Here is a 20,878-nt window from a genome sequence, read left to right on the forward strand (position 1 = left end):
TGAAGCGCCGTCGCGCCTCTATGACGCCTTCGCGTTGCCACCGCGCACCATGATCAGCGCCGCGGCCGTCACCTCCAGCGCGATGCAGACATAGAACGGCAGCGCGTAGCCGCCGGAGAGATCGCGCAGGAAGCCGACCACGCCCGGGCCGAATGCGTAGGTGACCTGGTTGATCGCGGTGTTCAGGCTGATCAGCACGCCAAACGAACGCGAATCGAATTCCTGCTGCATGATCAGCGACGGCAGTGTGATGAGGTTGCCAACGGAGAAGCCGAACACCGCGCAGGCGGCGATCAGCACGTAGTCATTGTGCAGGTTGATCACGACGAGGAGCGCGGCCGCCTGGCTCAGGAACGACAGCGCGGAGGCGAGCCGCTGATTGAGACGATCGATCACCATCGAGAACAGCACGCGGCCGACCACGGCCATCGCCGTCAGCACCGCGACGGCAACGGCGGCGCGCTCGCGCCCGATCACGGGATCGAGGAACGAGATGAGATGTACGATGAAGCCGACCTGCGCGAACAGCACAAGCGCAAACGCGACCGTCACCGTGAGGAAGCCGACATCGCGCACCGCGTCCTTTCGGATCTGCGCCGATGATCGCGCCTTCGCTTTTGTCGCGGCGTGCCAGCCGTGGCGGTCGGGCGGATGACCGACGACGATCAGAATCACGGGCAGGAGCAGCACCAGCATGGCGCCGGCGGCAGTGAACATCGCGCTCGCGAAGCCGACATGGCCGATCATGGTCACCAGCAGCGGCACGCCGGCGATGCCGCCGAAGCTGGCGCCATTGAGCGCCAGGCTGATGGCCATGCCGCGCTTGTGGTCGAACCACAGGCTGATCGTGTTGGTGATCATCGCGAGACTCGTGCCGGCCCAGCCGAAGGCGAGCACGGCATCGGCGAGATAAAGCTGCCAGGGCTCGCGCACCGCGCCGATCGCAACCGCGGCCGCCGCCATCGCCAGCGTACCGGCGATCAGGCAAAGCCGCGGGCCATATGTCCGGATCGCCTCGCCGACGAAGACGACCAGCAGCGCGCCGAACAGGTAGAAGAAGGTCGTGCCCGAGGAGATCAGCGAGACCGGCCAGCCATGCGCGCGCTGAAGCTCGGCGACATAGACGCTCTGCCCGTAGAAGCCGAGCCCCCAGCCGAAGGTCGCGAGCAGGAAGCAGACCGCAACGATGCGCCAGCCTTCGTAACGGAGGGAGGATTCGTCGATGGCCGGGGACTGAGGATTGTCGAGCATTTTCTTGCTTGCCGGTTGTTTTGCTCCGTCATTCCCGGGGCGTCCCGGGCATCCACGTCCATCCTCGCGCCAAAGATGTGGATGGCCGGGACATTTGGCGTGAAGACGCGCTTCGCGCTTTCGCCCGGCCATGACGACATCGTCTAGCAATCATCGCAAGGCGAACGCTTCGATGCAAATCGAAGCGTTCAGACTGCTGCCAGGCTCCTGCCAGCCTCAGATCGCGTCGGGGAATTCGCCCATGGCCGCCTCCAGCCGCTCCTTGCGGCGGCGGGCCCAGGAGGCGAGCGAGAGGACGACGAGGCCGAGCAGCACCGGCGGGAACACCACCATGTTCACTGCCGACCAGCCGTAGCTCGCGAGCAACTGGCCGGAGGAGAACGAGCCGATCGCCATCATCCCGAACACCAGGAAATCGTTGAAGGCCTGCACCTTGTTGCGCTCCTGCGGGCGGTGTGTCTCCAGCACCAGCGCGGATGCGCCGATGAAGGAGAAATTCCAGCCGACACCGAGCACGATCAGCGTAGCCCAGAAATGCATCGCGGTGATGCCGGAGAGACCGATCGCGGCCGCACCCGCTTCCAGCAGCAAACCGGCCGCGACGATTCTCGGCGCGCCGAAGCGTGCGATCAGCGAGCCCGTGAAGAAGCTCGGCCCGTACATGGCGACGATGTGCCATTGGATGCCGAAATTGGAATCGCTGACGCTGAGGCCGCAGAGCTTCATGGCCAGCGGCGCCGAGGTCATCACCAGATTCATCATGGGATAGGAAATGACGCCGCACAGCGCCGCGGCAATGAAGCGCGGCTGGGTCACGATCTGCATGAGCGGCCGCCCGCCATGGAGATCGGCCGCCGCGGGCTTCGGGATATCGACGCCGGCGACGATGCCCATCGCCACCAGCGCGACCGCGGCCTGGATCACGAAGCTGAACGCGAACAGATAGGGCGGCCAGACGTCCATGGTCCATTGCACGAGCTGCGGACCGAGCACGCCGGCGAACACGCCGCCGGCCATCACCCAGGACACCGCCTTGGGCCGGTACGCTGCGCTGGCGCCGTCGGCGGCCGCGAAGCGATAGGATTGCGCCACCGCGCCATAGAGGCCGCCGAGGAAGGTCGCCAGACAAAACAATGGAAACGATGCGTGCAGAATCGCGAACGCGCCGAGCAGGCCGGTCAGCGTGCCGCAGGCCGTGCCGATGATGAAAGCTGTGCGGCGGCCGAAGCGGCGCGAGATCGCGCCGGTCGGCAGCGTGCCGGCGGCAAGCCCGAGCACATACATCGACAGCGGCACGGTCGCGAGCGACATGTCGGGCGCGAGCGTCGCGCCGACGATCGAGCCGGTGGCGAAGATCACGGCGGAATTGGCGCCGGTCAGGGCCTGCGCGGCCGCAAGGCGCACCACATTGGCGCGCGCTCGGGCGTCGTCGGCGATCTCGTCGGCTGCAGTCACATCTAGCATCGGTATTTTCGCCCCGCGGCGCTCTGGTGATTCGCGGCACTATGGAGATAGCGGCGTAGGCGGGCAACCGGCGCAAATGAGCGCAAGCCATGCCCCTGACGCAATTGCACGGAGTATAACGGGGTCGCGCGGCTTCCCGCTTGCGCACGATCAAGCCGAACCCTGCGGCCCGATCTGTTGGAGATCCGATCATGTCCGTCGACGACAGGCCTACGCTCGAAGCTCCGGACAATGATCCCTGGCTCTGGCTAGAGGAAATCGAAGGCGCACGGGCGCTCGACTTCGTCGAACGGCAGAATCGCCTGACGCTGGACAAGTTCGGCGGCGCGGCCGCCGGCGCCACGCCGCGCGCTGCAAGGTTGGTTCTGGGCCAACGGCAAGCTCATCCTCTCGATCCTCGACGAGTTGCGACCGGTGTTCGAGATCTGCACGCCGTCGGCGGCGGGCTGGAGCAGCACACGCCTGCACGGTCTTCCCGGGATCGGCGTCGTCGACGTCTGGCGCTTCGATCACCACGAATCCGAGAGCAATGGCGATCTGCTCGCCAACGTCCAGGACCCGCTCACGCCGCCGTCGCTGATGCTGATCGAGCCCGATGTCGCAAGCCCGACTGTCCTGAAGCAGGCGCCGCGAACGTTTACCGCGGATGGGCTCATCGTTACCCAGCACGAGGCGATCTCGATCGACGGCGAGCGCATCCCCTATGTGCAGACCGGCCCCGCTCGGGAGACCGGCGACGCGCCGGTTTACATGAGCGCCTATGGCGGCTTCGGACATTCGGTGAAGCCCTACTACAACTCCGCGCTCGGCAAGCTGTGGTTGGAGCGCGGCGGCACCATCGTGCAGGCGAATTTGCGCGGCGGCGGCGAGTTCGGCACGCGCTGGCACGATGCCGGCCGGCTCGCCGGCAAGAGACTGTCGCATGACGATTTCGCGGCCGTCGCATCCGACCTCGTCCGCCGCGGCGTCACGAGGCCGAAACGCATCGCGGCGCAGGGCGGATCGAACGGCGGCATCCTCATCACCAACATGCTGACGCGCTATCCCGAGCGCTTTGGTGCCTTGTTCTGCACGATCCCACTGATCGACATGCGCCGCTACACCAAGCTGCTCGCGGGCGCGAGCTGGATCGCGGAATATGGCGATCCCGACAACGTGGAGGAGTGGGAGTGGCTGAAGACATATTCTGCCTATCATGCCGCCAAACCCGGCCAACCCTATCCGCCGATCCTGATCGCCACCACGCGGCGCGACGATCGCGTCCATCCCGGACATGCGCGCAAGATGGCCGCCAAACTCCAGGCGATGGGCTATGAGGCCTATTTCTACGAACCGGCGGCCGGCGGCCACGGCTACGGCAAGGACAACAAAGAGCGCGCCGGCTTCGAGGTGCTGGGCTTCCGGTTTTTGAAGGACAGGGTTGGCTGGCGGGACGGCGAGGCGTGATGGGCTTGTGTCTTCAGGTCAGGGCGCCGGATTTGAAAGACCGTTTGGCGGCCCATCCCTCGAGATGCTCGCCATTGCGACACTTCAGGATGAAGTTCGCTCGCACAGGCCCCTTGTAAGGCGGGCACTGTTCTCTCATTCCCTCCCCCCTTGCGGGGGAGGGGCAGGGAGGGGGGTAGCCACGAACTCCGACCTCACCCGGGGCTACCCCCCTCCCCAACCCCCCCCGCAAGGGGGGAGGGAGCGCACCTTCTTCCTGGCCAGTTCAGATCTCATCTCATCGCGCCTCACGCGCGCGCGAACACCAGCGTCAGGTTGTTCGCGGGCATGTCGATGACATCGACCAGGCGGAGGCCTGCTGCCTGCGCGAGCGTCTCGACGTCGGCGACGTCCCGCACGCCCCATTCGGGATTGCCCTCGCGCAAGGAGGTGTCGAACACGGCATTGCTGAGCGCGGTGTGCTTGCCACCGCGCTTGAATGGGCCGTAGAGGAACAGCTTGCCGTCGGCCCGCAAGTAGCGGCCGGCCCCGGCGAACAGGCCCTCGGCCACGTTCCATGGCGCGATGTGGATGACGTTGGCGCAGAAGATCGCCGCAAGGTTCGCCGGCCCCTCGCCGCTCTTCATGTCCGGACACCAGTCCGGGTCGGACAGATCGATCCGCAACGGCGGGCGGATGTTCGGCAGGCCGGCATGCGCGCGCCAGGCTTCGATGCTCCTCAGGTGGCGCTGATTGAGGTCGCTGGGCCACCAGATGAGCCCGGGCGTATGGCGGGCAAACTGGACCACATGCTGACCGGTTCCGCTGCCGACCTCGACCACATGGCCCGAAAGGCCTTTGAGGTGCTTTTCCAGGGCCGCCCAGATCGGTTCGTGATTGCGATGAAACGCCGGTGCATCAAGGCGCCCATCGGGCTCGACCCGCCCGCCGTCCCTGCCAAATTCAACGAGATATTCAGCCAATTGAGGTCCCCGAAAACGAGAAGACAAGGAAAACGAAGCTGAAGTGCCGAAACGCCTCAAAAAATTGGCCCGCGCCCAGGCCGCATCCGCCAAAGAGATAATCTCTGGGTTGCAATGCGGCGGATATTAACGCCATTTTGGGGCGTGCATAGTCTTGATTGTCAGGCGATGCCCTTTGTGCTTTGAGCATTGTATTTCCGCGAACGAGATCATCGACATAACGGTTTGGAACGACCCTTGCCCGCCCTCCCCCGGAAGCCTTCCCTGACGTTCATGCTGGCCCTGCTGGCCGGCCTTGCCGTGAGCCCGGCGCGGGCGCAATCAGCTATGGCCGAGGGCCAGAAGCTCGCCTTCGACCGCGGCAAGGGCAATTGCCTCACCTGCCATGTCATCAGGGGCGGCGACCTGCCCGGAACGATCGGCCCCGAGCTCAAGGACATCAAGAGCAGGTATCCAGACCGCAACGAGCTGTTCGCGATTCTGTTCGATGAGACCAAGCGCAATCCGCAGACCATGATGCCGCCGTTCGGACGGAACCGGATTTTGACCGAGCAGGAGATCAACGCGATCGTTGATTTCCTGCAAACCCTGTGACGGCCGGCACGCCAGGAGACCTTAAGATGACGACCGTCACCGGCCCTCTCGCGACGCGGCGCCTGATCCTTCGGGGCGCGGTTTCCGTCGCGCTGATCGGCCTCGGTAACCTGCCGTTCGCCACTGAACCCGCGCGCGCCGCCGCCAACGACAAATATCCGGAAGAGGCGTTCAGGCAGAAGAGCGAGGCCGACGCCATCAAGGCACTCTACGGCAAGACCGCCGAGCCCTCCGACAAGGTCAAGTTAGACGCGCCCGAGATCGCCGAGAACGGCGCCGTGGTGCCGATTGCCGTGACGACCGCGCTCGACAAGGTGACTTCGATTTCGTTCTTCGTGGCCGAGAACCCGAACGCGCTCGCAGCTTCCTACAAGATCCCGGACGGCACGGTGCCGAGCGTCTCCAACCGCCTGAAGATGGCGAAGACCACCAAGGTCGTCGCGATCGTCGAGGCCGACGGCAAGCTCTATAGCGCGACCAAGGAAGTCAAAGTCACCGTCGGTGGCTGCGGCGGTTAAGGAGAACCGAGATGGCATCCACCATTCGCGTACGTGCCACCACCAACGGCGACATCACCGAGGTGCAGGCGCTGGTCCAGCACCCCATGGATTCCGGCTTCGTCAAGGATTCCAAGGGCGAGCTGATTCCGGCGCATTTCATTCAAGAGCTCAAGTTCGAATGGAACGGCAAGGACGTCTTCGTCGCCGATTGGGGCCCCGCCGTCTCCAAGGACCCCTACATCAAGTTCAGCTTCAAGGGGGCTAAGAAAGGCGACGACCTCAAGATCTCCTGGGTCGATAACAAGGGTGCGTCGGACACGACCACCGCGAAGATTTCGTGATGAAGGCCCGATCTGCAATCCTGCTCGGCTCCGCGCTGGTCGCGGCCGCCCTTGCGTCCTCGCAAGGGATCGCCGCCGACAAGGTCGATCCCGCCGCTGACGCCAAGGCGTTCCAGAACTTCTTCTTCCAGAAATTCCCGACCGTAAAGCACGAGGATTTCGTCAACGGTCCCTATTCCATGAACGAGGACATGAAGCGGCAGTGGCAGGAGAAGGAGGAATTCCCTCCTTACGAGTTCGCGCTCGATGCCGGCAAGGAGATGTTTTCGACGCCGTTCAAGAACGGCAAGACCTATGCCGACTGCTTCCCGAACGGCGGCATCGGCATCCGCCAGAACTATCCTTATTTCGACGAGAAGGAAGGCAAGGTCGTCACGCTGGAGCTCGCGCTCAACCGCTGCCGCGAGGCCAATGGCGAAGCGCCCTATTCCTACGTCAAGGACGAGATGGCCTCGCTGACCGCCTATATGGCGTACACCTCGCGCGGCAAGCCGATGGACATCAAGATTCCCGATGACCCGCGCGCGCTTGCCGCTTTCGAGAACGGCAAGCGCTATTTCTACTCCCGCCGCGGCCAGATGAATTTCTCCTGCGCGAGCTGCCATGTGCAGAGCCCGGGCGAGCGCATCCGCGCCGAGATCCTGGCGCCGGCGCTCGGCATCCTCAATGCGATGCCGATCTACCGCTCCGAATGGAGCGGTATGGGCACGATCAGCCGCCGCTTCATCACCTGCAACAGCCAGACCCGCGCGGTTCCGCTCGAGCCGCAGTCCGATGAGTATCGCGACGTCGAGTATTTCCTCTCCTACGTCGCCAACGGCCTGCCGATTTCCGGACCGGGAGCACGGCCATGAAGCGGTCACTTCCTCTCGCCATGCTGCTCGTCGTGAGCTTCGCGCTGCCATCGGCGCGCGCGGCAACCGAAGCTGACTACAAGGCGGCCTATGCTGCCGCGGAGGCCGCCTCCAGGGAGGCGGCCGGCTTGCGCAACCAGTGGACCACGACCATCTCGAATTTGACGGCAGCGAAAAAGGCGGCCGACGGCGGCGATTTCGACCGCGCCGTTGCCGCAGCGAAAGAAGCCGAGGCGTTGGCGAAGGCGTCGATCTTCCAGGCCACGTCCGAAAAAGAAGCCTGGAAGGCGCTGGAAATCCGCTAAACTGGGCTTCCTTGGAACCGTCGGACTGTCGTCAAGGGGCGCGGAGTACTCAAGCATGGCTATCCGCCGCCGCGATTTCCTGAAGAGCGCAGGCGCCATTGCCGCAACAGCCGGCCTGCCGCGGCTTGCGCGCGGCGCCGAGACGGCCAGCATCTACGACCTCGAGCGTTTCGGCAATGCGCGGATCCTGCACATCACCGACACGCACGCGCAGCTCAATCCGGTCTATTTTCGCGAGCCCAGCGTCAATATCGGCATCGGCGAGATGGCGGGACGGCCGCCGCATCTGGTCGGCCGCGCATTCCTGGACCATTTCGGCATCCGCTCCGACAGCGCCGATGCCTATGCTTTCACCTGCTTCGAGTTCGAGAAATCCGCGCCACGTTTCGGCAAGCTCGGCGGCTTTGCCCATCTGAAGACGCTGGTCGACCGCTTGCGCAGCGATGTCGGCGAGAAGCATTCGGTGCTCGTCGACGGCGGCGATCTTTGGCAAGGCACCGGGCTTGCCAACATCATGCAGGGCCGCGACATGGTCGAGGTCGCCAATTTGCTCGGCATCGAGGCGATGACCGGGCATTGGGAATTCACCTATGGCGAGCAGGTGCTGCGCGACAATCTCGAGCGCTTCAAGGGCGAATTTCTGGCGCAGAACGTGTTCCTGACCGAGGAAGCCGCGTTCAACGACGCTCTCGCCTTCGACAAGGCCACGGGCCGCGTGTTCAAGCCTTCGACGATCAAGGATCTCGGCGGCCATCGCGTCGCGATCATCGGCCAGGCGTTCCCTTACGTGCCGATCGCACATCCCAAGCGGTTCACACCGGATTGGACCTTCGGCATCCGCGAGGAGGAATTACAGAAGCATGTCGACAGCCTGCGCGGCCACGACAAGGTGGATGCCGTCATCCTGCTGTCGCACAACGGCATGGATGTCGACCTCAAGCTCGCCAGCCGCGTCACCGGCATCGACGTTATCCTCGGCGGCCATACCCATGACGCCGTGCCGCGGCCGGTCGCAGTGAAGAATGCGAGCGGCACGACGCTGGTCACCAATGCCGGCTCCAACGGAAAATTCGTGGCGGTGCTCGATCTCGTGCTCGACAAGGGCAAGGTTGGCGACGTCCGATACCATCTGCTGCCGGTCTATTCCGAGCTGTTGAAGGCCGATCCGGCGATGGCGGAATTGATCGGCCGGGTGCGCGCGCCGCATGTGACGGACTGGTCGGAGAAGATCGCAACACCCGACCGCCTGCTCTATCGCCGCGGCAATTTCTCCGGCCCCGTCGATCAGTTGATCTGCACCGCGCTCCGCACCCAGCTCGACGCCGAGATCGCGCTGTCGCCGGGCTTCCGCTGGGGCGTCACCACGCTATCCGGCCAGGCGCTGACCATGGAGGACGTGCTCGCGGAAACCGCGATCAGCTATCCCGAGACCTATGTGCAGGAGATGACCGGCGCAGAGATCAAGAACGCACTCGAGGATATCTGCGACAATCTCTTCAACGCCGATCCCTACTATCAGCAGGGTGGCGACATGGTCCGCGTCGGCGGCCTCACCTACACCTGCACGCCGACGGTCGCCGTCGGCAGCCGCATCTCGGAGTTACAGCTCGATGGCGGCAAGGCGGTTGCCGCAAGCAAGCGTTACAAGGTTGCAGGCTGGGCCTCGATCAACGCCCAGCGGGGCGCACCTGTGTGGGATGTCGTCGGCAAATATCTGCGCTCGGGCCGGATGCCCGAGCCGTACCACTCCGGCGTCAGACTGCAGGGCGTGGAGGACAATCCGGGCATCGCAGGACAGGGATGATGGGCTTGCAAACGTTTCGCGCGATGATGCTGGCGCTGTTCGCCTTTGCTTCGGCGGCGCCGGCCGCAGCCCAGCAGGTGCCGCTCCAGGACAAGCCGTTCGCGGAGCACAAGATCGTGCTGCAGCTCTCCGACGGCGATGCCCGGAAGCAGGCGCTGGTGCTGAGCGTCGCCAACAACCTGTTGAAGTTCTACGACCCCGACAAGGTTGCGATCGAGGTGGTGGCGTTCGGTCCCGGCATCGACCTCCTGCTCACCGGCAGCGACCATCGCAAGCAGGTCGAAAGCCTGATCGCACAGGGCGTGCGCTTCGACATCTGCCTCAACACCGTCGATACGATCGAACGCGACAGCGGCAAGCGGCCGGACTTCATCCCCGCCGCCACTCCGGTCCAGGTCGGGGTCGGGCAGATCCTGTTCCTGACCGAAAACGGCTACACGCTGGTCAGGCCGTAACTTCTCTCCTGTCATCCCGGGGCGGTCCGCAGGACCGAACTCGGAATTCGTGGCACGTCCCCCTGCAACACATTCGCCGTCCTCGCCCGCGAAGGCGGGCGATCCGGTATTCCAGAGACAGCGAAGGTACGGAGAAGCCGCGGCGTACTGGATTCCCCGCATTCGCGGGGAATGACAGCGGTAGCTGGGGCGACGCTACAGCGTCCACGACCGCCTTTGAGCTTTCCGGGTTCGGCTCTGCGAGCCGCCTCGGAATGACGACTAAGTAAAATAATATTCCCTATTTCCCTCCCAACACAGTGACTTGCTTCTCCTTTTATCCCGTGGCGTAGTAGAAACTGCAATCAGCTCACGCGGGTCCTGCCATGATCTTTCGCCAGCTCTTCGACAGCGTTTCGGGCACCTACAGCTACGTGCTTGCGAGCCGCCCCGGCGGCGAGGCGCTGATCCTCGATCCCGTGCTGGAAAAGGTCGATCGCTACTGCCAATTGCTGCGCGAGCTCGACCTCAAGCTGGTCAAGGCCGTCGACACCCACCTTCATGCCGATCATGTCACCGGCCTCGGCGAGTTGCGCGACCGCACCCATTGCATGACCATCATGGGCGACCAGAGCAAGGCCGACGTGGTGGCGATGCGCGTCTCCGACGGCGACAAGGTGACGATCGAGGGCCTGTCGCTCGACGTGATGTACACGCCCGGCCACACCGACGATTCCTATTCCTATCTGATGGGCGACCGCGTCTTCACCGGTGACACGCTGCTGATCCGCGGTACCGGCCGCACCGATTTCCAGAACGGCTCCTCGCGCGCGCAATACGAATCGATCTTCAATCGCCTGCTCAAGCTGCCGGAGGAGACGCTGGTCTTCCCGGCGCATGACTACAAGGGCGATACCGTCTCCACCATCGGCGAGGAGAAGCGCTACAACCCGCGCCTCCAGGTGCGCTCGGTCGACGAATATATCGAGCTGATGGCCAATCTGAAGCTGCCCAATCCGAAGATGATGGACGTGGCGATCCCTGCCAACATGCATGTCGGACTGCATCAGGAAGAGCTGGAGAAGGAAGGCCGCGTGCTCAGCGCGGTCGAGGCGATCCGCTCGCTCGGCCGGCCCGATATACTCTTGGTCGACCTGCGCGAGAGCAACGAGCGCGCCAAGCACGGCATGCTCGAAGGCGCGCTGCATACGCCCTACCCTACTGTCGAGGAGAGCCTGAAGCCCGGCGGCATGCTGCGCGAGGTCGCGGCCGCCACCGGCCGTCGCGTCGTGTTCTTCTGTGCCTTCGGCGAGCGCTCGGCGATGGCCGTGGCCGCGGCGAAAGAAGCCGGCCTTGCCAACACCGCCCATATCGCCGGCGGCCTCGACGCCTGGAAAAAGGCCGGCGGCCCGGTGGTGCCAGCCTGACCCATCGGCGGCTTGAGATAAGTCAGGAACCCTCGGCAGTTTCCGGCTAAAATCGGATGCAGCATCACCATCCGGAACCAGCCATGGCCAAGACCGGCAAGACAAGCGAGCCGCCGAAAAAGGCGGACGACAAGGCGAAGAAGCCGCGGCCCCCACGCGACACCGACGACGACTGCGAAGACGGCGATATTGCCACGCCCAAGCGGGATCGTTACGGCCCGGATGACGAGCCGTTGTGAGGGTGGGGGCGGCGCGTTGTGATGCACGCTTTCGCACATCCTCCAGTGTCGTCCCGGCGAAGGCCGGGACCCATGCCCCCAGGGAGGAGTTTGGCGGAAGGTCGTCGTTCGGTTCTACGATCATCCGCAACTGATGGATTCCGCGGTATGGGTCCCGGCCTTCGCCGGGACGACATTGGGGATAGAGTCTGCCCGCACTGCTACAGACTTTGCGGGACGACGGTGGGAAAAGCCCCACCCCGCACTACCTGCCATGCGCCGCCGTTCATGGACAAATAACCGCCCTGGCCGATAGTTTGCGCATCCCTCGGGACGCAACACGGAACTGCAATGGCCGATGTTCTCGCCGCATCGCAGCAAGGTAAAGCGGACAGCGCGCTGCGCACGCTGACCGGAATTTCGATCGCGCATTGGGTCAGCCATTTCCATCTGCTGGTCCTGCCGATGCTGTTCCCGTTCCTGAAGAGCCAGCTTGGCGTCGGCTATATCGAGCTCGGCTTCGCGCTCACCGTGTTCGCGGTGGTGTCCGCCCTGACCCAGGCGCCGACGGGCTATCTCGTCGATCATTTTGGCGCGCGAAAAATCCTGCTGGCAGGACTGGTGCTGGGCGGCTTCGCACTGATCCTGCTCGGCCTGCACCTCAGCTACGCCTCGCTGATTGCCTGCGCCGTGCTGCTCGGGCTCGCCAACAGCGTCTATCACCCGGCCGACTACGCGATCCTGGCCGAGCACATGGATGAGGCGCGGATGGGCCGCGCCTTCTCGATTCACACCTTTGCCGGCTTTCTCGGCGGCGCGGTCGCGCCAGCGATCGTCGCGGCCCTCGTCACCGTCTCCGGCGGTGTCGGCGCGCTGATCGCATCGGGCGCGATCGGCGTACTGGTGGCGCTGCTGCTGGTCCTCATGAACATTCCCGACGCCGGCGCGCACAAGAAGAAGCCGGGCAGCACGAATGCACCGAAGCAGGCCGTCATCACCCCGGCGCTGATCATGCTGACGATCCTCTTCACGTTGCTCAGCCTGTCGGTCGCCGGCATCAACAATTTCGGCGTGGTGGCGCTGATGAGCGGCTATGGTGCCTCTTACTCCACGGCCAACGTCGTGCTGACGGCGTTCCTTGGCGCAAGCGCCATCGGCGTGCTTGCGGGAGGCTTCCTCGCCGACCACACCGAGCGCCATGGCCAGGTCGCAGCGGCCTGCTTTGCCGCGAACGCAGCGATCGTGCTGCTGATCGCACTGGTCGCGCTGCCCACCTGGGCTCTCGCCGCCGCGATGACGGCCGCGGGCTTCCTCTCTGGCGTGATCGCACCCTCGCGCGACATGCTGGTGCGCAATGCCGCACCTCCCGGCGCCGCCGGCCGCGCCTTCGGCATAGTCTCCACCGGCTTCAATCTCGGCGGCATCGTCAGCCCGCTGCTGTTCGGCTGGATCATGGACCAGAGCGCCCCCCACTGGGTCTTCGGCGCCTCCGTGATCTTCATGGTCGCGACCGTGGTGCTGTCGCCGTTCACGGAACGGAAGCAGCAAAGCAGTTCGTGAGCCCAGCGGCTCAAGCACAAACTCGACTGTCGTCCCGGGGGCGCGACAAAAGTCGCGAGCCCGGGACGACGTAGAGATAACCACAACAACAAAACGGGAAGAAACATATGACCAATCCTGATCTCGTGATCCGCGGCGGCACGATCGCGGATGGCCGCGGCGGCGAGCTGTTCGAGGCCGATGTCGCCATCACCGGCGGCAAGATCAGCGAGGTCGGGAAGGTTGCTGCAAAGGGACAAGAGGAGCTCGACGCGCGCGGCAAGCTGGTGACGCCGGGCTTCGTCGACGTCCACACGCACTATGACGGCCAGGTCACCTGGAGCCAGGACATCACGCCGTCGTCGCAGAACGGCGTCACCACCGCGATCATGGGCAATTGCGGTGTCGGCTTTGCGCCGTGCAAGCGTGAGGACCACACCCGCCTGATCCAGCTCATGGAAGGCGTCGAGGACATTCCCGAGCCGGTGCTGAGCGCCGGCATCCCCTGGGCCTGGGAGAGTTTTCCGGACTACATGAACTGGCTGTCGAAGCGCGATTTCGACATCGATGTCGGCGCGCAACTGCCGCATGCGGCGCTGCGCGTCTATGTCATGGGCGAGCGTGGCGCGCGCCGCGATCCCTCGACCGCCCAGGACAATGCGGCGATGGCAAAGCTTGCAGGCGAGGCGGTGCGATCAGGCGCGCTCGGCTTCTCGACCTCGCGCACGCTCAACCACCGCACCTCGACCGGCGATTTCACGCCGACGCTGAAAGCGGGCGAGGACGAGCTCACCGCGATCGCCGGCGCCATGCAGGCTGAGGGCCGCAGCGTGCTGCAGTTCGTGCTCGACCTTTCGACCATCCACGAAGACCTGCCGATGATGCTGCGGGTCGCCGACAATACCAAATGTCCGATCTCATTCTCGATCACGCAGAACGACAAGTCGCCGCGGCGCTGGCGCCAGACGCTGGACGAGATCAATGCGGCGGCAAAGCGCGGCCTCTCCATCACCGCGCAGATCGCGGCGCGGCCGGTCGGCCTGTTGCTCGGGCTCGAGCTGTCGCGCAATCCGTTCCAGACCCATCCGAGCTACAAGGCGATTGCGCATCTGCCGCTACAGGAGCGGCTGGCGCGGTTGCACCAGATGGAGGTGCGCAAGGCGATCCTCTCGGAGACGGCGACCGCGACCGATGATCCGCTGTTCTTCCGTCCCGACTACGACAAGATGTTCTTGCTCGGCGATCCCCCGGACTACGAACAGCCGCCGGAGAACGCGCTGGGCCCGCAGGCGCGCAGGCAGGGCCGCCAGCCGGAGGAGCTCGCCTATGAGGCGATGCTGTCCGATGAAGGCCGCGGCATGCTCTACGTGCCCTTCCTCAACTATTCCGACGGCAATCTCGATGCGACGCGCGAGATGCTGATCGATCCGCAATCGGTGCCCGGCCTCTCCGACGGCGGCGCGCATTGCGGCATCATCTGCGACGCGAGCTTCCCGACCTATCTGCTGACGCACTGGACACGCGATCGCAAGCGCGGCGAGAAGCTGTCGATCCCCTTCGTGGTCGCGGCGCAGTCACGCAAGACCGCGCTTTCGGTCGGGCTGACCGATCGTGGGCTCGTTGCGCCCGGATATAAGGCCGACGTCAACGTGATCGATTATGACCGGCTGCACCTGCATCCGCCGAAGGTGCATTACGACCTGCCGGTCGGCGGCCGCCGTCTGCTGCAGGATGTCGACGGTTACGAGGCCACCATCGTCTCCGGCGTGGTGACGCGGCGGCAAGGCGAGGCAACCGGACGCCGACCGGGGAAGCTGATCCGCGGCGCGCAGGGGGTGGCGCAGTAGCGCAGATTGCGTGTGAGGCGAGCAGGCCGCCTCAACTACTCAGCGTCGTCCCGGCGAAGGCCGGGACCCATACCCCCAGGGAAAAGTTTGGCTAAGACTCGGAGTGAGAGCTTCGCGCCACAACTCAATCCTGTGGTTATGGGTCCCGGCCTGTGCCGGGACGACCGTAGCATTTGTGGTGAGCAGCAATGGCCCCCTCACGTCGGCGACACCACGCCCTTCAGCGCGCTCGCCTGCGGGACGGCGCCGCGGGTCAGCCTGGCGCGCTCGGTATTCGGCCACAGCAGCAGGAGGCCGAGCAGGCCGGAGCCGACCATGACGGCGGCGTTGATGGTGAAGCCGGTCATGTAGCCGCCGAGCATGCTGCCGGCGCGCTGGATCACCGTGCCCATCACGCTCGGCGCGATGATGCCGGCGAGCGTGTACAGCGCGCCGTAGATCGCGATGATGGCGCCGCGCTGCGACACCGGCGTGAACTCGCCGAGCATGGGCGGGCAGACGACGTAGATCGCGCCGCACAGGCCCGTTCCGACCACGAGCAACGCGAGCTGGAGGCCGGCTCCTTCGACATGCGGCATCAAGGCCAGGATCAGACCGCCGATGACCAGCGGCACGGAGCCGAGCACGCCGCGCGCGATGCGCGTGGTGGCGCCGCGCGCCATCATCACCTGCGAGATCCAGCCCGTCAGGATCACGATGGTGGCGCCGAATATCCAAGGCATGGTCGAGATCCAGCCGGCATCGCTCTGCGAGAAGCCTAGTCCCTTGATGATGAAGGGCGTGAACCAGGTCAGCCCGAGCGACAGCGCCCAATAGGCGCCGAAGGTTGCGGCCACGCAGCCGACAAAGGTGCGCGAGGTGAGGAGCTGGAGATAGGGAATCTTCTGTTCGGTGACCGCCAGGACCTGCGTATCCTCCAACGGTCCTTCCCTGCCGAGGGCGAGCCAGGCCGCGACCCAGATGAGGCCGACGACGCCGAGCGCGCCGAACGCATAATGCCAGGAATGATTGACGATGATCCAGTTCAGCGCCGGCACCGCCAGGATGACGCCGAAGGCGGAGCCCTGCGACAGGATCGCGGTCGGCAGCGTGCGCTTCTCATCGGGAAACCATTTGTAGATGGCGTGCGCGGCAACCGCGAAGGCCGGCCCCTCGCCGGCGCCCAGCACGATGCGGCAGATCAGGAGCGTGGTGAAGCTGACGGTGCCGACCATCGGAAACTGCGCCAGTGCCCAGATCACGGCGAGCGTCAGCAGCACCCAGCGTGTCGCCACCTTGTTGACGATGAAGCCGACTACGATGGCCGAGATCGAAAACAGGAAGAAGAAGGACGAGCCGAGCAGGCCGAATTGCGCGGGCTCGAGCTTCAGATCGGTCATGATCGGCACGCCGGCGAGACCCACGACGATCTTGTCGGCGAAGTTGACCAGCATGAACAGAAACAGGAGAAATGTGATTGTCCAAGCGCCCTTCGGAGTTTGCTTGCCGGCTTCTCTGGACGTCCCTGTCGTCTTGCCCGCCGCCATTGGCGTTCCCTGAGCGCTCATCGTTCTCCCCGCTGTCTTTTGGCACTTTTTGATTTGGCCGTTTTGGAGCTAACAACGGCTTTGAAGCCAACGCAACCCCGGCATTTCCGCACCGAGTGTGCTACGCAGCATTCCGGTTAATTCCATCCGGCGCCATTCATCGTGCTCAACATCAAAAATCTCTCCAAGAGCTTCTCCTCGGCCGGCGAGCCGGTCCGCGTGCTGCGCGGCGTCGATCTCGACCTTAAGGCCGGCGAGCGCGTCGCGCTGACCGGGGAATCCGGCAGCGGCAAGAGCACGCTGCTGCATCTGATCGCGGGGCTGGATGCCGCCGACGGCGGCTCGATCCGGCTCGAGGACACCGAGGTCACCGCGCTGTCCGACGCGGGGCGCGCAAGGCTACGGTGCGACCGGATCGGCCTCGTCTTCCAGCAGTACAACCTGATCCCGAGCCTGTCGGTCGAGGACAATCTCGCCTTCCAGGCGCGGATCGCCGGTCGCCATGATGCGGCCTGGAGCAAGGAGCTGGTCGAACGGCTCGGGCTCGGCAGCCTGCTCAAGCGCTATCCCGAGCAATTGTCCGGCGGCCAGCAGCAGCGCGTTGCGATCGGCCGCGCGCTGGCAACGAAACCTTCGCTGCTGCTTGCGGACGAGCCGACCGGCAATCTGGACGAGGCGACGGCCGATGACGTGCTGGCGCTGACGCGCGACCTCGTCGCGCGGACCGGCTGCGGCTTCCTGATGGTGACGCACAGCCTGCATCTCGCCGCCACGCTCGATCGCCATGTCACCCTGCATGCGGGGCGAATCACATGAGGCGCGCGCTGTGGGTCCTCGCGGTGCTCCTGAGCCATTGGCGGCGGCACAAGATGCAGTTCGCGACGCTGCTGATCGGGCTGATCGCGGCGACCGCGTTGTGGAGCGGCGTGCAGGCCATCAACCAGCAGGCCCGTAACGCCTATGATCGCGCGGCGGCGACCTTCGGCGGCGTGCGCATGGCGATGCTGGTCGCGCCGAACGCCGCGACCTTCTCGCAAGACCTGTTCGTCAAGCTGAGGCGGGCCGGCTGGCCGGTCTCGCCGGTGCTCGAAGGCCGCGTCCAGCTCAACGGGCATTCGTTGCGCCTGCTCGGCATCGAGCCGGTGACGCTGCCGGCCGATGTCGGCAACGCGCCGCGCCTCGGTGCTGCGGATTTGACGCGCTTCGTCGCGCCGCCAGGACAAACGCTGGTCGCACAGGAGACGCTGACCGATTTGCAGGAGCAGGAAGGGACGGCTCCGCCGATCAGCAGCGGCGCAAAGCTGCCGCCGCTGCATGTGCAGCCTCAGCTCGTGCCTGATGTGCTGGTGGTCGACATCGGCGTGGCGCAGCGGCTTCTGAACAAGCCGGGCCAGGTATCGCGGCTCCTGATCGGCAAGCCGAAGGGCACGCCGGCGCCGCTTCAAAGCGTCGTCGGCGACAAGCTGCAGCGCGTCGAGGCGACTGCGGAGACCGAGCTGGAGCGTCTGACCGACAGTTTCCATCTCAACCTCACCGCGTTTGGCCTACTGTCGTTCTTCGTCGGCCTCTTCATCGTCAACTCGGCCGTTGGCCTCGCCTTCGAGCAGCGGCTGCCAATGCTGCGCACCCTGCGCGCCTGCGGCGCCTCGGCGCGGCTCGTCAACACGGTGCTGGTGCTCGAGCTGGTGGTGCTGGCGCTGATCGCGGGCCTGATCGGGCTCGTCTGCGGCTATTTCATCGCGGCCGCACTGCTGCCCGATGTCGCGGCGTCGCTGCGCGGGCTCTATGGTGCGCAGATTCCGGGACAGCTCACGCTACATGCCGAGTGGTGGTTCGCCGGCATCGGCATCAGCATCGCCGGTGCGATGGTGGCGGCGGCGACCAGCCTGATCAAGGCGATCCGGATGCCGGTGCTGGCGACGGCGCAGCCGCGCGCCTGGCAGCAGGCACAGCACCGCTGGCTGATCCTGCAAAGCGCCGCCGCCTGTGCCGTGTTCGCGGTCGCGCTGCTCGTGCTTCGCTACGGCGAATCGCTGATCGCGGGGTTTGGCCTGCTCGCCGCACTAATGCTCGGCGCCGCGCTGATCCTGCCGGCTTTCCTGGAAATCATCCTGCTCGCGGGCCAGCGCCGCGCGCGCGGACCGCTCGCGCTGTGGTTCTGGGCCGACAGCCGGCAACAGCTCTCCGGACTGTCGCTGGCCTTGATGGCGCTGTTGCTCGCGCTTGCCGTCAATGTCGGCGTCTCCACCATGGTGGAAACCTTCAGCCGCACTTTCATCGGCTGGCTCAATGGACGGCTCGCCGCCGACGTCTACATTAGCGCATCCGACAACGCGCAAGCTATTGCGATCCGGAACTGGCTGAAGGACCGCGGCGAGGTGCAGGCGATCCTGTCGGGCGGGCGCGCCGAGACGCAAGTTCAAGGACAGCCCGTGGAATTGCTCGGACTGCCCGATCACGCGCTCTATCGCGAGCGCTGGCCGCTCTTGGAAGCCGCGCCACGCGGCTGGACCCGGCTCATACCGGGCAATGCCGCTTTCATCAGCGAACAATTGAGCCGCCGCCTGAACGTCCGCGTCGGCGATGTGGTCGAGGTCCCGGCGCCGGGCGGCCCCTGGGAGCTCGACATCGTCGGCATCTATGCCGACTACGGCAATCCCAAGGGGCAGCTCGCCGTGAACGTCGCGGCGCTGATCCGGCAGTTTCCGCAGACGCCGCAGACGCGGATCGGGCTCATTGTCCCGCGCGAACAAATCCCCTCGCTGAACGCAGCATTGCAGCAGCAGTTCTCGCTCGACGACCGCAGCGTCGCCGACCAGGCCACGGTGAAGGCGGAATCGATCCGCATCTTCAACCGGACCTTCGCGGTCACCTCCGCGCTGAACGCCTTTACGCTCGGCGTCGCCGGAATCGCACTGCTGACCAGCCTGCTGACGCTGGCGAACTCGCGCCTGCCGCAGCTCGCGCCGCTCTGGGCGATCGGCATCACGCGACCACGGCTCGCCGCGATCGAGCTGACCAAGACGCTGTCGGTCTCGCTGTTCACCGCGCTCCTGGCACTGCCGCTCGGGCTGGTGGTGGCGTGGTGCCTGATCGCAATCGTGAATGTGAAGGCATTCGGCTGGCGGCTGCCGTTCCACGTATTTCCGCTGCAGCTTCTCGAACTGGTGGCGGTGGCGCTGTTCGCTGCGCTGCTGGCTGCGCTCCTGCCCGTCGCGCGGCTCGCGCGGATGCAGCCGACCGACCTCGTCAAGGTGTTCGCCAATGAGCGCTGAGATGATCTCGCGGCGCGCCTTCGCCGGTGGCATCGCCGCACTCAGCTTCGCCCGCCGCGCAGGTGCGCAGGGCTATGCCGGCCTCGGCGATACCGCCGACGGTTTTGCGCCGGTCACGCCCGGAAAAGTGTTCACTTTTCCGGCCGATCACGGCCCGCACCCTGAGTTTCGCATCGAGTGGTGGTATCTCACGGCGAACCTCACCGACGGCAGTGGCGCGGCTTGCGGCCTGCAATGGACGCTGTTTCGCCAGGCGACGCGGCCGGGACTGCAAGAAGAAGGCTGGGCCAATCAGCAGGTGTGGATGGGACACGCCGCCGTGACGCGCGCTGAGACCCATCGCTTCAGCGAGCTGTTTGCACGCGGCGGTGTCGGGCAGGCCGGCGTCGAAGCAAAACCGTTCATGGCCTGGATCGACGATTGGGAAATGAAGGGCGCCGCGCGCACCGACGATCGGACATTGGCACCGCTGACGCTGAAGGCCTCGGGCACCGATTTCAGCTACGCGCTGACGCTTGAAACTGATCGTCCCGTGGTGCTGCAGGGCTATGCCGGCTACAGCCGCAAGTCCGATCGCGGCCAGGCGTCCTACTATTACAGCCAGCCGTTCTTCCGCGCCCGCGGCACGCTCACCATCGACGACAGACCGGTCGACGTTTCGGGGCAGGCCTGGATGGACCGCGAATGGAGCAGTCAGCCGCTGGCGTCCGACCAGACCGGCTGGGACTGGTTCTCCCTGCATCTGCCTGATGACGAGAAGCTGATGCTGTATCGCCTGCGCCAGAAGGACGGCCGCGACAACCTGCTCGGCAACTGGATCACGCCGGATGGCCGCTCGGTCGAGATCGCCGCGCCCGGCAACAGCCTCACGCCACTGGCGATGACCGAGATCGACGGCCGCAAGCTGCCGACCTCTTGGCGCGTGAACCTTCCCGCCCGCGGCCTCGCGATCGAAACCACGCCGCTCAACCCGAAGGCCTGGATGGGTACCGGATTCTCCTATTGGGAAGGCCCGATCCGGTTTGCGGGCAGCCACGCGGGAATCGGCTATCTTGAGATGACCGGATATTGAGACCAGCAACGAGGAAGTG

19 protein-coding genes and 1 pseudogene are annotated in these 20,878 nt (G+C 65.2%); 15 read left to right on the forward strand and 5 right to left on the reverse strand.

Features of this window, described 5'->3' with window-relative positions; all coding sequences use genetic code 11:
• Positions 1-18: 18 nt before the first annotated feature.
• The 3 genes from MTR72_RS27080 to MTR72_RS27090 all read right to left on the reverse strand — a co-directional run bounded on the left by MTR72_RS27080 (position 19) and on the right by MTR72_RS27090 (position 3,101).
• Positions 19-1,251 (reverse strand): MFS transporter, encoded by a 1,233-nt coding sequence (locus MTR72_RS27080; RefSeq protein WP_341511563.1) that lies wholly within the window; start codon positions 1,249-1,251, stop codon positions 19-21.
• A 216-nt stretch (positions 1,252-1,467) separates the two neighbouring features.
• Entirely contained in the window at positions 1,468-2,715 is a 1,248-nt protein-coding gene (locus MTR72_RS27085) for an MFS transporter (RefSeq protein ID WP_280967162.1), read from the reverse strand.
• 248 nt (positions 2,716-2,963) lie between these two features.
• A complete protein-coding gene (locus MTR72_RS27090) occupies positions 2,964-3,101 on the reverse strand; it encodes a hypothetical protein (protein ID WP_341511564.1) in 138 nt (45 codons plus the stop codon).
• Here MTR72_RS27090 and MTR72_RS27095 point away from each other — a divergent pair.
• Positions 3,049-4,161: pseudogene (locus MTR72_RS27095) on the forward strand (prolyl oligopeptidase family serine peptidase); the annotation flags it as partial. The gene MTR72_RS27090 and the pseudogene MTR72_RS27095 sit on opposite strands and share 53 nt — an antisense overlap.
• A gap of 287 nt (positions 4,162-4,448) precedes the next feature.
• Here the strand turns inward: MTR72_RS27095 and MTR72_RS27100 are convergent.
• Positions 4,449-5,123 (reverse strand): DUF938 domain-containing protein, encoded by a 675-nt coding sequence (locus MTR72_RS27100; protein WP_280971150.1) that lies wholly within the window; start codon positions 5,121-5,123, stop codon positions 4,449-4,451.
• Between the two features lie 237 nt (positions 5,124-5,360).
• On the opposite strand from MTR72_RS27100, the gene soxX reads away from it, so the two are divergent.
• The 11 genes from soxX to MTR72_RS27155 all read left to right on the forward strand — a co-directional run bounded on the left by soxX (position 5,361) and on the right by MTR72_RS27155 (position 14,986).
• Complete coding sequence (gene soxX / locus MTR72_RS27105; protein WP_280967164.1) at positions 5,361-5,717, forward strand: sulfur oxidation c-type cytochrome SoxX; 357 nt, start codon at positions 5,361-5,363, stop codon at positions 5,715-5,717.
• Positions 5,718-5,743: 26 nt separating this feature from the next.
• Positions 5,744-6,235, forward strand: coding sequence for a thiosulfate oxidation carrier protein SoxY (gene soxY, locus MTR72_RS27110; RefSeq protein ID WP_280967165.1), 492 nt, complete (start codon positions 5,744-5,746; stop codon positions 6,233-6,235).
• Positions 6,236-6,246: 11 nt separating this feature from the next.
• Positions 6,247-6,558, forward strand: coding sequence for a thiosulfate oxidation carrier complex protein SoxZ (gene soxZ, locus MTR72_RS27115; RefSeq protein ID WP_280967166.1), 312 nt, complete (start codon positions 6,247-6,249; stop codon positions 6,556-6,558).
• Entirely contained in the window at positions 6,558-7,412 is an 855-nt protein-coding gene (gene soxA, locus MTR72_RS27120) for a sulfur oxidation c-type cytochrome SoxA (RefSeq protein ID WP_280967167.1), read from the forward strand. The genes soxZ and soxA overlap by 1 nt, the downstream gene beginning before the upstream one ends.
• Positions 7,409-7,717, forward strand: a complete 309-nt coding sequence (locus MTR72_RS27125; protein WP_280967168.1) for a hypothetical protein — start codon at positions 7,409-7,411, stop codon at positions 7,715-7,717. Before soxA ends, MTR72_RS27125 begins: the two co-directional genes overlap by 4 nt.
• Before the next feature lie 55 nt (positions 7,718-7,772).
• Positions 7,773-9,521 carry a thiosulfohydrolase SoxB gene (soxB, locus tag MTR72_RS27130; protein WP_341511565.1) on the forward strand — a complete coding sequence of 583 codons (1,749 nt, stop codon included), beginning with the start codon at positions 7,773-7,775 and terminating at the stop codon, positions 9,519-9,521.
• Positions 9,518-9,976, forward strand: coding sequence for a DsrE family protein (locus tag MTR72_RS27135; RefSeq protein ID WP_280967170.1), 459 nt, complete (start codon positions 9,518-9,520; stop codon positions 9,974-9,976). Before soxB ends, MTR72_RS27135 begins: the two co-directional genes overlap by 4 nt.
• A 365-nt stretch (positions 9,977-10,341) precedes the next feature.
• On the forward strand, positions 10,342-11,382 hold the full coding sequence (locus tag MTR72_RS27140; protein WP_280967171.1) for an MBL fold metallo-hydrolase: 1,041 nt from the start codon (positions 10,342-10,344) through the stop codon (positions 11,380-11,382).
• 83 nt (positions 11,383-11,465) lie between these two features.
• A complete protein-coding gene (locus MTR72_RS27145; protein WP_280967172.1) occupies positions 11,466-11,621 on the forward strand; it encodes a hypothetical protein in 156 nt (51 codons plus the stop codon).
• 330 nt (positions 11,622-11,951) lie between these two features.
• A complete protein-coding gene (locus tag MTR72_RS27150) occupies positions 11,952-13,160 on the forward strand; it encodes an MFS transporter (RefSeq protein ID WP_280967173.1) in 1,209 nt (402 codons plus the stop codon).
• Between the two features lie 107 nt (positions 13,161-13,267).
• A complete protein-coding gene (locus MTR72_RS27155) occupies positions 13,268-14,986 on the forward strand; it encodes an N-acyl-D-amino-acid deacylase family protein (protein WP_280967174.1) in 1,719 nt (572 codons plus the stop codon).
• Positions 14,987-15,183: 197 nt separating this feature from the next.
• Here MTR72_RS27155 and MTR72_RS27160 read toward each other — a convergent pair whose 3' ends face one another.
• On the reverse strand, positions 15,184-16,533 hold the full coding sequence (locus MTR72_RS27160; RefSeq protein ID WP_280967175.1) for an MFS transporter: 1,350 nt from the start codon (positions 16,531-16,533) through the stop codon (positions 15,184-15,186).
• A gap of 141 nt (positions 16,534-16,674) precedes the next feature.
• On the opposite strand from MTR72_RS27160, the gene MTR72_RS27165 reads away from it, so the two are divergent.
• The 3 genes from MTR72_RS27165 to MTR72_RS27175 are packed head-to-tail and all read left to right on the forward strand — an operon-like array spanning position 16,675 to position 20,859.
• Complete coding sequence (locus MTR72_RS27165; RefSeq protein ID WP_280967176.1) at positions 16,675-17,328, forward strand: ABC transporter ATP-binding protein; 654 nt, start codon at positions 16,675-16,677, stop codon at positions 17,326-17,328.
• Complete coding sequence (locus MTR72_RS27170; protein WP_280967177.1) at positions 17,325-19,787, forward strand: ABC transporter permease; 2,463 nt, start codon at positions 17,325-17,327, stop codon at positions 19,785-19,787. The genes MTR72_RS27165 and MTR72_RS27170 overlap by 4 nt, the downstream gene beginning before the upstream one ends.
• Positions 19,777-20,859 carry a lipocalin-like domain-containing protein gene (locus MTR72_RS27175; RefSeq protein ID WP_280967178.1) on the forward strand — a complete coding sequence of 361 codons (1,083 nt, stop codon included), beginning with the start codon at positions 19,777-19,779 and terminating at the stop codon, positions 20,857-20,859. Before MTR72_RS27170 ends, MTR72_RS27175 begins: the two co-directional genes overlap by 11 nt.
• Positions 20,860-20,878: the final 19 nt, after the last annotated feature.

Origin of the sequence: Bradyrhizobium sp. ISRA442 (genome assembly GCF_038085055.1) — a bacterium.
Taxonomy (GTDB): domain Bacteria; phylum Pseudomonadota; class Alphaproteobacteria; order Rhizobiales; family Xanthobacteraceae; genus Bradyrhizobium.

Excerpts from the sequence above, each read along its gene's own strand:
- MTR72_RS27090 (WP_341511564.1), bottom strand. The coding sequence starts at position 3,101 with ATGAGCTTGCCGTTGGCCCAGAACCAACCTTGCAGCGCGCGGCGTGGC.
- MTR72_RS27155 (WP_280967174.1), top strand. The coding sequence starts at position 13,268 with ATGACCAATCCTGATCTCGTGATCCGCGGCGGCACGATCGCGGATGGC.
- MTR72_RS27085 (WP_280967162.1), bottom strand. The coding sequence starts at position 2,715 with ATGCTAGATGTGACTGCAGCCGACGAGATCGCCGACGACGCCCGAGCG.
- MTR72_RS27160 (WP_280967175.1), bottom strand. The coding sequence starts at position 16,533 with ATGAGCGCTCAGGGAACGCCAATGGCGGCGGGCAAGACGACAGGGACG.
- soxA (WP_280967167.1), top strand. The coding sequence starts at position 6,558 with ATGAAGGCCCGATCTGCAATCCTGCTCGGCTCCGCGCTGGTCGCGGCC.
- MTR72_RS27170 (WP_280967177.1), top strand. The coding sequence starts at position 17,325 with ATGAGGCGCGCGCTGTGGGTCCTCGCGGTGCTCCTGAGCCATTGGCGG.
- MTR72_RS27175 (WP_280967178.1), top strand. The coding sequence starts at position 19,777 with ATGAGCGCTGAGATGATCTCGCGGCGCGCCTTCGCCGGTGGCATCGCC.
- soxB (WP_341511565.1), top strand. The coding sequence starts at position 7,773 with ATGGCTATCCGCCGCCGCGATTTCCTGAAGAGCGCAGGCGCCATTGCC.
- MTR72_RS27135 (WP_280967170.1), top strand. The coding sequence starts at position 9,518 with ATGATGGGCTTGCAAACGTTTCGCGCGATGATGCTGGCGCTGTTCGCC.
- MTR72_RS27145 (WP_280967172.1), top strand. The coding sequence starts at position 11,466 with ATGGCCAAGACCGGCAAGACAAGCGAGCCGCCGAAAAAGGCGGACGAC.
- soxY (WP_280967165.1), top strand. The coding sequence starts at position 5,744 with ATGACGACCGTCACCGGCCCTCTCGCGACGCGGCGCCTGATCCTTCGG.
- MTR72_RS27080 (WP_341511563.1), bottom strand. The coding sequence starts at position 1,251 with ATGCTCGACAATCCTCAGTCCCCGGCCATCGACGAATCCTCCCTCCGT.
- soxZ (WP_280967166.1), top strand. The coding sequence starts at position 6,247 with ATGGCATCCACCATTCGCGTACGTGCCACCACCAACGGCGACATCACC.
- MTR72_RS27150 (WP_280967173.1), top strand. The coding sequence starts at position 11,952 with ATGGCCGATGTTCTCGCCGCATCGCAGCAAGGTAAAGCGGACAGCGCG.
- MTR72_RS27140 (WP_280967171.1), top strand. The coding sequence starts at position 10,342 with ATGATCTTTCGCCAGCTCTTCGACAGCGTTTCGGGCACCTACAGCTAC.
- MTR72_RS27125 (WP_280967168.1), top strand. The coding sequence starts at position 7,409 with ATGAAGCGGTCACTTCCTCTCGCCATGCTGCTCGTCGTGAGCTTCGCG.